At 42.5% G+C, this 13899-nt stretch carries 8 protein-coding genes; all 8 read left to right on the top strand.

Annotated elements, in window-relative coordinates; translation table 11 throughout:
- Positions 1-1647, top strand: coding sequence for an N-6 DNA methylase (locus tag AB6E51_RS02780; protein WP_372058444.1), 1647 nt, complete (start codon positions 1-3; stop codon positions 1645-1647).
- A complete protein-coding gene (locus AB6E51_RS02775; RefSeq protein ID WP_372058443.1) occupies positions 1637-2920 on the top strand; it encodes a restriction endonuclease subunit S in 1284 nt (427 codons plus the stop codon). The genes AB6E51_RS02780 and AB6E51_RS02775 overlap by 11 nt, the downstream gene beginning before the upstream one ends.
- Before the next feature lie 169 nt (positions 2921-3089).
- Positions 3090-4772, top strand: a complete 1683-nt coding sequence (locus AB6E51_RS02770; protein ID WP_372058442.1) for an SWIM zinc finger domain-containing protein — start codon at positions 3090-3092, stop codon at positions 4770-4772.
- A 132-nt stretch (positions 4773-4904) separates the two neighbouring features.
- Complete coding sequence (locus AB6E51_RS02765) at positions 4905-8201, top strand: type I restriction endonuclease subunit R (RefSeq protein ID WP_372058440.1); 3297 nt, start codon at positions 4905-4907, stop codon at positions 8199-8201.
- A gap of 12 nt (positions 8202-8213) precedes the next feature.
- Positions 8214-8609, top strand: coding sequence for a (deoxy)nucleoside triphosphate pyrophosphohydrolase (locus tag AB6E51_RS02760; protein ID WP_102393898.1), 396 nt, complete (start codon positions 8214-8216; stop codon positions 8607-8609).
- A 12-nt stretch (positions 8610-8621) separates the two neighbouring features.
- Positions 8622-10403, top strand: coding sequence for a DNA/RNA helicase domain-containing protein (locus tag AB6E51_RS02755; RefSeq protein ID WP_372058438.1), 1782 nt, complete (start codon positions 8622-8624; stop codon positions 10401-10403).
- A 52-nt stretch (positions 10404-10455) separates the two neighbouring features.
- Complete coding sequence (locus AB6E51_RS02750; protein ID WP_372058437.1) at positions 10456-12474, top strand: MrcB family domain-containing protein; 2019 nt, start codon at positions 10456-10458, stop codon at positions 12472-12474.
- Between the two features lie 5 nt (positions 12475-12479).
- Positions 12480-13859 carry an McrC family protein gene (locus tag AB6E51_RS02745; protein ID WP_372058435.1) on the top strand — a complete coding sequence of 460 codons (1380 nt, stop codon included), beginning with the start codon at positions 12480-12482 and terminating at the stop codon, positions 13857-13859.
- Positions 13860-13899 lie beyond the last annotated feature (40 nt).

Genomic DNA, 13899 nt, shown 5'->3' with positions numbered 1-13899 from the left:
ATGGCAAAAGCACCCGCTAACAAGAAACCCGCCTCAAAAGCTAAGCCTACGTCAAAAGCTAAAAAAGCGACCAAAGGCTTTGAAGAGACCCTTTGGGATACCGCTAATCAGCTGCGTGGCAGTGTTGAGTCATCTGAATACAAACACGTGGTATTAAGCCTTGTGTTCTTAAAGTTCATCAGCGACAAGTTTGAAGCACGCCGTCAGAAGATGATAGACGACGGGCAAGAAGCTTTTGTTGAGATGAAAGAGTTCTACCAACAAGACAACATCTTCTTTTTATCAGAAGATGCGCGTTGGTCATTTGTTAAAGCACGCGCTAAGCAAGACGATATCGCCATCATTATCGATACCGCTCTATCAACCATCGAAAAAAACAACCCTAGCTTAAAAGACGCCCTGCCAGACAACTACTTCTCGCGCCAAGGTTTGGAAGTGAAAAAGCTGGCGTCACTTATCGACAGCATTGAAAACATCGACACGCTGGCAAACGAATGTGACATGAGCGAAGAAGACTTAGTCGGTCGTGTGTACGAATACTTCCTAGGCAAGTTTGCAGCAACCGAAGGCAAAGGCGGGGGCGAGTTCTATACGCCTAAGTCAGTGGTAACACTGTTAGCTGAAATGCTAGAACCTTTCCAAGGTAAGATCTACGACCCGGCTTGTGGCTCGGGCGGTATGTTTGTTCAGTCTTTAAAATTCATTAAAGAGCACGAAGGGCGCACCAAAGATATTGCTATTTATGGTCAAGAGTTGACCTCGACCACTTATAAACTGGCGAAGATGAACTTAGCCATTCGCGGTTTATCTGGCAACTTAGGTGAACGTGCAGCCGATACCTTCTTTGCTGACCAGCATAAAGACTTGAAAGCCGATTACATCATGGCGAATCCACCATTTAACCTTAAAGGTTGGCGTAATGAAGCCGAGCTAACCGATGATGCGCGCTTTGCTGGTTATCGTACACCGCCAACAGGCAATGCCAACTACGGTTGGATTTTGCACATGCTGTCTAAGTTAAGTGAAACAGGCACGGCAGGCTTTGTTTTGGCGAATGGGTCTATGAGTTCAAACACGTCCGGCGAAGGTGAGATCCGACAGCAGCTAATCGAGAATGACCGTGTTGAATGTATGATTGCTCTGCCGGGGCAACTGTTCTTCACGACGCAAATCCCAGTGTGTATTTGGTTTATCACTAAAGACAAAACCGAGAACACCACTAAAGGTTTCCGTAACCGTCAAAAAGAGACTTTGTTTATTGATGCTCGTGAAATGGGCACCATGATTAGCCGCACCAATAAAGAACTGACTAAAGACGATATCGCGCTAATTGCTGATACATACCATGCATGGCGCTGCGATGAAGCAGAACTAAAAGCGCGTATTGAACGTGGTGATGGCAAAGTAGATAAGTACCAAGACAAAGCAGGTTTTAGCAAATCCGCAACCATTGCTGATATCAAGGCTAATGATTTTGTACTGACTCCAGGGCGCTATGTAGGCGCAGCTGACATGGAAGATGATGGTATTCCGTTTGAAACCAAGATGAGTGAGCTTTCACAAACCCTATACAGCCAAATGAATCAATCTCAAGACTTGGATAAAGCGATTCGCCGCAATTTGGAGGCGTTGGGTTATGGGGAGTAACTTTTTCTCAACCACAATTGGTGAGCAGATTACTCTTCAAAGAGGGTTTGATATAACCAAGAAGGAGCAGCAAGAGGGTAATGTGCCTGTAGTTTCTTCAGGAGGAATATCAAGTTATCACAATGTGTCTAAAGTAGAAGCGCCCGGAGTCGTTCTCGGTCGAAAAGGTACTCTAGGAACAGTGTTTTTTGTGGAGAAAGACTTTTGGCCTCATGACACATCCCTATGGGTTAAAGATTTCAAAGGGAATAATCCACAGTTTGTGTACTACTTTTTCAAAGGTATGTCTGCGGAATTAAAAAAAATGGATGTAGGTGCAGCAAACCCTGCTCTTAACCGCAATCATGTCCATCCATTGCAAGTTGAGTGGCCTAGGAGAGAGGTTCAAGACCAAATAGTATCTGTTGGAGCAGCATTAGATCAGAAAATTACTCTTAACAACCAAATAAACCAAACCCTAGAGCAAATGGCACAAACGCTTTTCAAATCTTGGTTTGTCGATTTTGACCCAGTAAAAGCCAAAATGAATGGCGAACAGCCAAAAGGGATGGATGCGCCTTTTCTTTCAAAAGAAGTTGCCTCGCTTTTCCCAGAAAAGCTAGTTGAGTCTGAGCTAGGGTTGATCCCGGAAGGTTGGGAAGTTGGAACACTGGACAGTCACACATCTATGATTATCGATCATCGTGGCAAAACACCTAAGAAGTTAGGTAGTGACTGGGTCGAGGAAGGTTACCCAGCAATATCTGCAAAAAATATTAAATCCAAAAAGATTGTTCGCCCAGACACAATTCGTTTTATCGATGAAGCTACATACAAGAAATGGATGAAAGAGCCGCTTATTAAAGGTGACATCATTATGACTTCTGAAGCGCCTATGGGCGAACTGTACTTCTTTGATGGTTCAGAAGATTTTTGCTTAAGCCAACGACTATACGGCCTTAGAGCTAACAGTGACGTTTGTAGTCCAGAATTTTTATTTAACTGGCTCCAAACCACAAAAGCAAAGGCAGATATGGAAGGTCGAGCTTCAGGTACAACTGCATTAGGTATTAAGCAAGCTGAGCTTCGTAAGGTTAAGATTTTGACTCCGCCACGAGAACTTCTAGAAAAGTACAGTGCTGTAGCTAGTAATCTAGTCGGTATGGCAGCGAAAAATAATGCACAAAATACAGTTCTTGAAGACCTACGTGACACACTACTCCCTAAATTGCTTTCCGGCGAAATCGACTTAGAAAACGTGCAAGTAGAACAAGCTAAAGCACTAGCAGAGTAACCTTTCGTCATTCCAGAAAGTGAGGAACGAACTTATCAGGAATCTCGTTTTTGACGGTGGTGAAAAGCGAGATCTCAGATACCTCGCGCCTCGGTTCTGAGATAACGAAGGTGGGAATTAGATGAATCCGAAATAGAACAAAGCAAAGCGTAGGTGGAACCATAATATAATGAACGCAACTAATACTCGTGAAATCGACATTTCTGAATTGACGACACTGTGTGAAACAAGCACTTTGCAAAAAGGCATCTTGCTTTCACGCAGTGGTGCAGTACGCAAGCTTAACCTTGTTGGCAACACCGCGACCGCACAGGTCAAAGGCAGCCTCAATTATCAAGTGAGCCTCGATTTCACTGGCGATCTGGTTGGCACTTGTACTTGCCCTGCGGCGCAATATCAAATGTTGTGCAAGCACGGCGTGGCGGTTGCCCTTTGCCTACAAGACCAAGAACAAGCTTTAAACCAAAGTAGTGAACGAGATACCATAAAAAATCACCTGCAAAGCCTTGGTGAAGAGGCCATGGTAGAGATGCTACTCGAATACCTAGAAGAAGATGAGTACACATGGAATGCACTGCTGACAAAAATTGAAATACGCGAAAAGCCAGCCGTATATGGCGAGCTGAAAAAGTTGGTTACCCAAGCCTTACCGCGAGAACAGCTCTGGGATTGGCGAGAAAGCCATGATTATTTCAACTCAGCAGAAATTCAATTGAACATGATCATTGAATCAATGCAAAGCCTTAACGCCGATCATCAATGGAAATTAATCAACTACCTTGTTGAACGGTTGAATAAGGTGCTAGAGCAAATTGATGACTCCAATGGCGATCGTTATGGCATTGAAAGCATGATTAACGAACACATGCCAAAGACGCTGGCAAAGCTTAATTGGAGTGAGCAAGAGAAAGCGCAGTGGATGTTTGAGCGTTTGACCCATTACGAATTTGACGTATTTCCTTCGATTGAAGAGAGTTTTGGAGCGATTTGGCAATCTAACACCCACTTTCTAACCTTATGCCGCCAAGCGATAGATCAAGCATCGCAAGATGAGAGTAGCTGGAACTTACGCTCATGGGCAGTTCCGTTAATGAAACACAGCTTCGATTGGCGTGAAGTGGCGGAAATTAAACAAAAAATAGCACGAACGTGTCGAGATTATCTTGAAGTTGTTGATATGTTCATTGATGAGCAAGAGCCGTTAGAAGCTGAGTTTTGGTTAGCTAAGGCGAAAAAAATGGCGAGTGATTATGAACTTCGTGCGTGCGAACAAGCTCAATTCCGTCTTTATGTTGAACTAGGTGAAATCCATTCTGCATGGGTATTAGCTAACCGTTTGTTAGAACAATCACCAAGCTTTCAATATTATCAACAGTTAGCGAAGTTTAAAGCCAATTACCAAATTGATGATGTTGAATTTTTCTCCCGCACTGAACTGCTACTTGCCAATGCCTATCAACAACCAGACCGCTATAATCAAGCTTCTGATCGTACGGATGCCTTGGTTCTGTTCTATATCGATAACCAGCAATTAGACAAAGCGTGCGAATGGGTTGCCGAACATAAAATATCAATACAAGGACTTATTTCGCTTGCCGATCATATTGTGGATGATATACCTGAAAATACGCTGGATTATTATCTGCGAGCAGTCTCATCTTATATCGAACAGACCAATAATACGGCTTACGATCAAGCTTTAGAGTTACTTCGACGTTTAGAGAATATGCTGAAATCGCATCCTACTCAATTGGCGACATTTTATAGTCAGGTGGCGCAACTCGCTACCACGTACAAGCGTAAGCGTAATATGTTCGCTTTAATTCAGAAATATTATTCAAAATATATCTGATTCTGCGGAGGTGACAAGATCTGCGGTGTTGAGAAAATGGAACAAAGCCCGAAACCGAGTTACTACAAAACAAATTTAAATAACTCAATTTAGAAAACAACAAACAACGTCAAACAGCAGTAGGAAAAGGCGATGAGCTTAAAATTTACTGAAGCCAAACTCGAACAGGCCATTATTGAGCTATTGGGTGAGCAAGGCTACCCACACGTAGTGGGTGAACAAATAGCGCGTGAAGACAAAGAACAAGTACTCATCTTAGATGACTTACGCCGCTACCTTGCCAAGCAGTACCGAGGCGATGCTATAACCGAGAGCGAAATTGACGCCATTGTTCGTATGATCTCAACGTTGCCTGCCAGTGATTTATACCATAGCAATAAAACCTTCTGCCAATGGCTAACGAATGGCTTCTTGTTTAAGCGTGAAGATCGCTCAAAGAAAGACCTCTATATTGAGTTAATCGATACAAGACATTTGGCACAAGCCTTACGCTTGATGTTTGTCCCGCTGCTAGAGAATAAATCTAAAGCAGACAACTCTGATAGAAAAGTTGCTGAAGGTAAGGTTACGTACCTAGAAACAAATCGGTTAGAAGCGACTGACACCAATATCTATAAAATCGTTAGCCAGCTAGAGATTGAGGGGGTCGATGAACAAATTCGAATCCCTGATGGCATCCTTTATGTGAACGGCTTACCGCTGGTGGTGTTTGAATTTAAAAGTGCCGTGCGAGAGAAAGACGCGACCATTTTTGATGCATGGAAGCAAATCTGTGTGCGTTATCGCCGTGATATTCCCAAGCTGTTCGTCTACAACGCGATGTGCATCATCAGCGATGGCGTGAACAACAAAATGGGCAACCTGTTTGCGCCGTATGAGTTTTTTTACGCGTGGCGCAAAGTAACGGGCAACGAGTCTACCGAAAAAGAGGGTATTAATTCCCTCTACACCATGATTGCCGGGTTGTTTAACCAAACTCGATTACTTGATGTAGTGAAGAACTTTGTCTTCTTCCCTGATACCTCTAAGAAAGAGATAAAAGTCTGTTGTCGTTACCCGCAGTACTACGCAGCGCGTAAGCTTTACTACAACATCGACAAAGAACGTAAGCCATACGGTAGTGGTAAAGGCGGTACTTACTTTGGTGCAACAGGGTGTGGTAAGAGCTTTACCATGCAGTTTCTATCTCGCCTATTGATGAAAAGCATCGATTTTGAAAGCCCGACCATTGTACTTATTACCGACCGCAACGATCTCGATGACCAGCTTTCTAAACAGTTCTGTAATGCCTCTGATTACATTGGTGATGAGATGGTGGTGCCAGTTAAAAGCCGTCAAGATTTAAGAGATAAGCTACAAGGCATCAAGAGTGGTGGTGTGTTCCTGACTACCATTCATAAGTTCACCGAAGACATCGAATTGCTTTCAGAGCGTACAAACATCATCTGTATTTCTGATGAAGCGCACCGTTCACAGGTCAACCTCGATAAGAAAGTGGTGATCAAATATCAAGATGGTGTAGCCGTCGATGTGAAAGAGACATACGGCTTTGCTAAGTATCTACACGATTCTCTGCCAAGCGCGACTTACGTTGGCTTCACCGGAACGCCGATCGATGCCACCCTTGATGTATTCGGTGATGCAGTAGACAGCTACACCATGACAGAATCTGTTAATGATGAAATTACGGTTCGTATTGTTTATGAAGGCCGAGCCGCTAAAGTCATTCTTGATAACAGCAAGCTTGAAGAGGTCGAGAAATACTACCAAGCGTGCGCAGAAGCTGGCACTAATGAACATCAGATAGAAGAGAGCAAGAAAGCTTCTGCCAATATGAACGCGATTCTTGGCGACCCTGACCGTATTGAAGCTTTGGCGAAAGACTTTGTTGAACATTATGAAGGGCGAGTTAAAGAAGGTTCTACGATAAAGGGCAAGGCGATGTTTGTCTGTGCGAGTCGTGAAATTGCGTTTGATTTTTATAAGCAAGTCAAAGTCTTAAAGCCAGAATGGTTCGAGGAAAAGCTATCAATTGATGGCGTCGAGCTGACTGATAAAGAGAAAGAAGAGTTAAAGCCACTTGCGATGGTGCAAATGGTGATGACGCGCGGTAAAGACGATGACCCTGATCAGTACAGCCTGCTAGGGACAAAGGAATATCGAAAATCGCTCGACCAGCAGTTTAAGAGTCCTAAGTCGAATTTCAAAATAGCCATTGTAGTCGACATGTGGTTAACAGGTTTTGACGTTCCTGAATTGGATACTATCTACATCGATAAGCCGTTGCAGAAACACAACCTGATTCAAACCATCTCACGTGTTAACCGTAAGTTTGAAGGCAAGGCGAAAGGGCTGGTTGTCGATTACATTGGTATCAAGTCGCGAATGAATCAAGCCTTAGCAATGTATTCAAAGGCTGATGAGACTAACTTTGAAGATATTCGTTTTTCTGTCATTGAGGTGAAGAACCACCTCGATCTATTAAGACAGATGTTCCACAAGCTCGATACGTCAGGTTATTACACAGGAGAGCCGTGTAAGCAGCTGGAGTGCCTTAATCAGTCGGCAGAATACATCCTTCAAACCAAGAAAGGCGAAACCCGATTCATGGCTTTAGTGGGCCGTATGAAGGCGGCTTATGATGTTTGCTGTGGTAGTGAATTGTTATCTCAGCAAGAGCGTGACCAAATTCACTTCTATATCGCAGTGCGCTCTATCATCTTTAAGCTAACCAAAGGTGATGCACCAGACACGGCACAAATGAATAGACGTGTTCGTGAGTTAGTGGCAGAAGCACTTCGTGCCGATGGAGTAGAAGAGATCTTTACGATTGGTGATGAGCACGCCGAAGCTATCGATATTTTTGACGAAGATTACCTAGCTCGTATCAACAAGATTAAGCTGCCAAACACCAAGATTCAGTTGCTTCAAAAGCTGTTAGAGAAGGCGATAAGTGATTTTAAAAAGGTCAACCAGCTGCAAGGCATGAACTTCTCTAAGCGCTTCCAATCGCTGGTGGAGCAGTATAACGAACGCCGTGAAAATGATGTGTTGAATGGCGAGGAGTTCGATACCTTCTCTCAAGAAATGACCGATATTATCTTTGATATCGTGAAAGAAATGGGCTCGTTTGAAGACCTAGGCATCGACCTAGAAGAGAAAGCGTTCCTCGATATCTTGAACCACATGCGCAAGAAGTACGATTTCACTTACGACGATGACAAGATGCTCGAACTGGCGAAGGAGATGAAAACCACAGTAGACAATGTCGCTCAATACCCAGACTGGGCAGGCCGCGATGACATCAAAGCCAAGTTGAAAGTGGATTTAATCTTACTGCTACACAAATACGGCTTCCCACCAGTTGCCAATGATGATGTTTACAAAGGCGTGCTAGAGCAGGCTGAGAATTATAAGAAGAATAGTTAGGGGCAAGTGAATATGGTTAAAAAAATAGAAGTAGTAGCGGCCATTATTCAACATGAAGATAAAACTTTGTGTGTTCAGCGCGGTCCTTCAAAGTTAGCTTATATCCATGAGAAGTTTGAATTTCCCGGCGGGAAAGTGGAAGTAGGTGAGCAGAGAGAAGAAGCCATTAAAAGAGAGTTGAATGAAGAGCTGCATCTGAATATCGAACATGTAGATTATTTCATGACGGTTGAGCATGCTTACCCTGACTTTCATATCACGATGCACGCTTATTTATGTCCTGTCGAAAACCGAAAGATAGTACTTACTGAGCATATTCAAGCATTGTGGTTAAATCTCGATGAGCTAACTTCTTTAGATTGGGCTGCAGCTGATGTTCCCATCGTTGCAAAGTTGCAAGCAAACTGAAGAGGACCGTGAATGACTTATTGCTATGCAAATAGGATTGATGTCTTTCTTCAAGAACAAGAAGAAAACTGGTTGGCCAACATGTGTTCTGAGTTTTGTATTAACTTCCCTGGCTTAGAGCTCGGTGAACTTCAGAAACGAGCTTGGGTTGATTGTTTTCATCATCTTCAGAAAGAACTCTCCAAGCGTGCCCAATCTGATGGCTATGTTATTTTTGAGTATGCTCTACCAATGGAAGGAGGGCGTAGGCCTGATGTTCTGCTTCTAGTCGAAAATAAGCTATTCATTTTAGAATTCAAAATGAAGGATCGCTATCAGCGAGCCGATTATGACCAGTTGTGTGGCTATTATCGAGATCTCTGCAATTACCATCATGAAAGCGCTGCGCTAGAGGTGATTGCCGGTTTGGTTTTGACTCAATCCACCGGTAAATTAACGGATATCGAAAGTAATATCTCAATCCTATCTAGCGATAAACTCAAAGCCTTTCTTGATAAGTACTTAACGGGCGCTCCAACTAACACTGATTTAAAACAGTGGCTTGAATCGCCTTATGCGCCATTACCAAATTTAGTGGATGCGGCAGTAGAGATATTTCAAAACAACCCAATAGAAGAACTAAAGAGCGCTAAAAGCGCAGGGATTTATGAAGCGCTTGATGAGTTGGATAAAGTAACTGCTTGGGTTGAGAGTGAAGGAAATAGAAATCGGGCGAGTGTATTGACCCTGGTTACTGGTGTTCCTGGAGCAGGGAAGACGTTGCTGGGTTTGGAGTTTGTACATCGGAACAAAAGAGGCCAGTTTTTATCTGGGAATGGCCCGCTGGTAGATGTCTTGCAATATGCTCTTGATGACAAAACGTTTGTTCGCGCGTTGAAAGACTTTAAACGCGAATATATGAAGCCACGTACAACCCCTCATACTAATTTGGTTGTTTTTGATGAAGCCCAGAGGATGTGGGACGAAAATAAAAACAAGAATTACCAAATGTCGGAGCCTTCTTGCATCATCAGGATCGCAGATAAAGATAAAGATAAAGATAAAACGCCTTGTCACTATGTCGCTCTAGTTGGAGAGGGACAAGAGATTTATGTAGGTGAAGAGGTGGGTATTTCTCTTTGGTGTGATGCTTTGAAAAGTAGTGAAGAGCCTTGGATTGTTTTTTGCCCACCAGCGTTAGAGCATCATTTTCAATTCATGAGCAGTAATCGTGTTCGAGTAAACCCATTGCTAAATTTAGATCAGTCTTTACGATCTCATAGCGCAAGTTTATATCCTAAGTGGGTGGAAGGTGTTTTGAATGATAAGCCGGATGTTGCGCTGGCTAAGCAGACGATTAAAGACGGTTTCAATATCTATCTAACCAGAGATTTGGATAAAGCTAAAAGGTATTGCAGAACCAGGTACCAAGGCACAGCCAAGAAGTACGGGTTATTAAGTTCTTCCAGTAATACGAAGTACACTGAAGAAACTGTCGGTCCATGGTTTCATGATGATGTGAGTGCTCCAAAATCGTGTTGTCAGTTTGAGCGGACCATCGATGAATTTAAGAGCCAAGGTTTAGAGCTTGATATGCCGATTCTTGTTTGGGCTGATGACTTTATTTTTGACGGGAGAGGGTGGCAACTTTACAAGGGGAATCAAAAAGTGAGAGACCCCTATCAAATAAAACTTAATAGTTACCGGGTACTGATGACAAGGGGTAGAGATGGCGTAGTGTTTTATTTTCCTCAAGAGGCACGGTTCGACGAAACTTACGAATATTTCTTAAGTGCAGGTGCGGAGGAACTCTAGTTCTTCATATTGTTGGCTCAGGGTAAAAATAATAAGAAAGGTAGTAGGTACAATGTTAAGAGAAAAGCTAAAAGATGTACTTGAGAACTGGCAGAGTGCTAAAAAGGAAGCCTTTTCTGGGCACCGTCTTGGTCGAGTTATTAGAAACGAGCTTGTTCAAGAAATAGAAAATATTGCTAGCACCAAGGAGAGTGCCTTTGTTTTAAAGGGATCGATCGGTGCTGGGAATTGGGCTGATGTTCCTTGGGTTTCTATCCTGCATAGTGCTATAACTCAGACGACTCAAGGCGGGATTTACCCTGTGTATTTGTTTTGTGCTGATGGAAGCGGTGTATACCTTTCTCTTAACCAAGGTACAACCAAGCTAAAAGAAAAGTTTGGTACCAGAGGGGCTAAGCACGAAGCTAAGAAAAACGCTGACTCAATATACCCATATTGTGAATTGTTGCTAACTCAAAAAGGCTGGACTAAAGGTCCGCTAGACTTAAAAGCAAAGACAATTACTGGTAAATCTTATGAAGAACCTAATGTTGTCGCCAAATTTTACCCTGTAGGGTCTATTCCTTCTGAACAAGAGCTTATTTCGGATCTAGACTCGTTACTTTCAGTTTATGAAAACATTGCACATGACTATCCATTGAATTCTGAAGTCCTGGTTGAAGAGCCAAAAGAGGAGTATGACGTGTTCAAAAACAACGTATATACAAATGCCGCTCCCCTAAATCAAATTCTCTATGGCCCACCGGGAACAGGTAAAACATACCACACTATCGAAGCCGCAGTTCAAGCCGCTGATCCTGACTTTTACGCCAGCATAAACATTGATCCTGAAACCGGTGTGTCAGAAGAGCAAAGAGACTCACTAACGAAAAAATACAAAGCACTGACTGACTCTGGTCGAATTCGTTTTGTCACATTCCATCAAAGCTATGGGTATGAAGAGTTTGTGGAAGGACTTAGTGCTAAAACAGAAGGCGGTCAAATTTCTTACTATGAAAAAGAGGGTGTATTTAAGGCGCTCTGTGAAAAAGCTAAGGACTACCAAGAAACCAAAACCACGGATGAGAAAGATGATTTTGATACATTGTGGGGGCGTTTTCTAAATAGTTTATCTGAACAGGAAGAGGGCGTTCGAATCGACACCGTTCGTACGTTTTTTATAGTGACTGATGTCGATAACAACACAATTCGCTTTGAAAAAGACAAAGGTGAATCAACCCATTCTTTGAGTGTAAAAACCTTAAAAGACATCTTTCATGGTGATCGAGTGATTAATGGAGGGTTGAACCCTTACTATTCTGCTTTGATCAAGCATTTAGAAAAGCTTGCGCATAGTAAGCGCGAAGTCAAAACAGAACGCCAAAACTATGTATTAGTTATCGATGAGATCAATCGAGGTAATATCTCAAAAATTTTTGGGGAACTGATTACCTTGATTGAACCTTCTAAGCGCAAAGGTGCGCAGGAGCCGCTAGAAGTCATCCTACCTTATTCTGGTGATACTTTCTCAGTGCCAGATAACCTATATATCATCGGCACTATGAACACGGCGGACCGTTCATTGGCAATGATGGACACTGCATTACGTCGTCGTTTTGACTTTAAAGAGATGATGCCAAACCCCAAGCTTTTTGCTGATAAAGAAGTTAAGGGCATCAATTTATCTAAATTGCTAGAAACACTAAATAAGCGAATTGAAGTTCTCTATGATCGTGAGCATACGCTCGGTCATGCTTTTTTGTTCCCTGTTTTCAATGAGGTTGATGAAGGTAAGGCGTTTATCGAGCTACAGTCAGCGTTTAAGAACAAGATAATCCCATTATTGGAAGAGTATTTTTATGAAGATTGGAGCAAGATTCGTTTAGTCCTTGGTGACAGTTTGAAGCAAGATGAGAGACTACAATTTTTAAAAAGAACTGAAGACTCCTACAGTGAGTTATTTGGCCCTGAACATGGATTGGAGCTGTATGAGGATTGTAAAGTGACATACTCATTCAAGCCTTTTGGGGCAGGGACTGTTTGGCAAAACCCGGCAGCGTTCAAAGCTATCTACGCAAAAGATAGTGAGTAGGGCTAGTGAAAGCCAAACAAGAAATTACTCTCTTTGAGTATGACTGTTTAGTGAGTGAAGATGTGCTGAAAGATCAGACTGCATCTTCACACGTTCAAGCTATCTCTATATCAGCTTATCAATATCTCAAGCAGCTTTGCTTAAGTAATGAGAATGAAAGAAATCTTCTTCAATTACGTCGTCGAAATGGTATGGAAGTTCTGCAAGTTCAAAACTATGCAGGAGTTATGTTTACGCCAGATAAAACGCAAATTGAAATCTTGCCTAAAATCGGCAAAGGCTTCACAGATGAAGGTAGTGACAACAACTATGATGACGCTTATGTGAAAGCTCGGCACACACTACTAGTAATGTTACGTGCGTTGAAAGGTTTCTCACATATTCAAACCTCGAATGCTAATATTACTCGCCAAAGAATGCCGTTGTTAGAGGTATTTATAGGCCAGTTCTTACAGTCGGTGAACACGCTCGTAAAACGTGGCTTAAGAAGCGACTATGTACGTAGGGAAGACAATTTAGGTTTCTTAAAGGGGAAGCTGAATGTAGGAAAACAAGTTAGGCATAACTCCATTAGTAAGCATAAATTTTACTGTGAGTACGATGAGTTCTTACTCGATCGTCCCGTAAACCGGTTAATGCATAGTGCTCTAAAACGAGTGAAAGGCTATACGCGGAGTGCAGAAAATCAGAAGTTGTTACAAGAGCTAGACTTTGTATTTAATGAAATACCAGAGAGTAAGGACTACAGCGTTGATTTTTCAAAAGTCAGGCTTGATAGAGGGATGAGTTACTACCAAATACCTTTAGACTGGTGTCGACTAATCTTAGAAGGCTTTTCTCCACAAACGATGAAAGGTGGTGCTAACGCAGCTTCTCTTTTATTCCCTATGGAGAAGGTATTTGAAGACTACGTTGCTAAAGTTTTAAAAGAACAACTAGCGGTCAGTCATCCTAAGCTCAGTGTTAGTACACAAGTTACTGGTGAGTACCTTGCCCGTTATGACGGTAGAAACAAATTCAGTTTACGCCCAGATTTGATTATTAAGGAAGGGAGCTCCAATCAAGTCGTGCTCGATACGAAGTGGAAGCTTCTCAATACCAAGTTAAGTAATTCAAATATCTCCCAATCGGATATTTACCAACTGTTTGCTTATGCAAAAAAATACCTTGCGGATGATGAAAGTGGTCAGGATGTGGTGCTGATTTACCCTAGCCAAGACAACTTTGATGAAGCACTGCATTTCCCCTTTGAGTTGGGAGGTGGGCATCAGCTTTGGGTCGTACCATTCGATATATCAGAGAAGAAACATACGGGCATCAGATGGCCACTAGATTTCAATTTTACCTCTAGAGCGGAAGTCTCTCAAAGGGGCTTTGTTGCGTAATTAAATTTAAAGATAGAACAACCCCGTTTCGCGTATTTCT

This window comes from Vibrio sp. 10N.247.311.47, assembly GCF_041467535.1.
Classification (GTDB): domain Bacteria; phylum Pseudomonadota; class Gammaproteobacteria; order Enterobacterales; family Vibrionaceae; genus Vibrio; species Vibrio crassostreae_C.
Note: the sequence above shows the minus strand (reverse complement) of the source record. Positions and strands in the feature narration are given on the sequence as shown.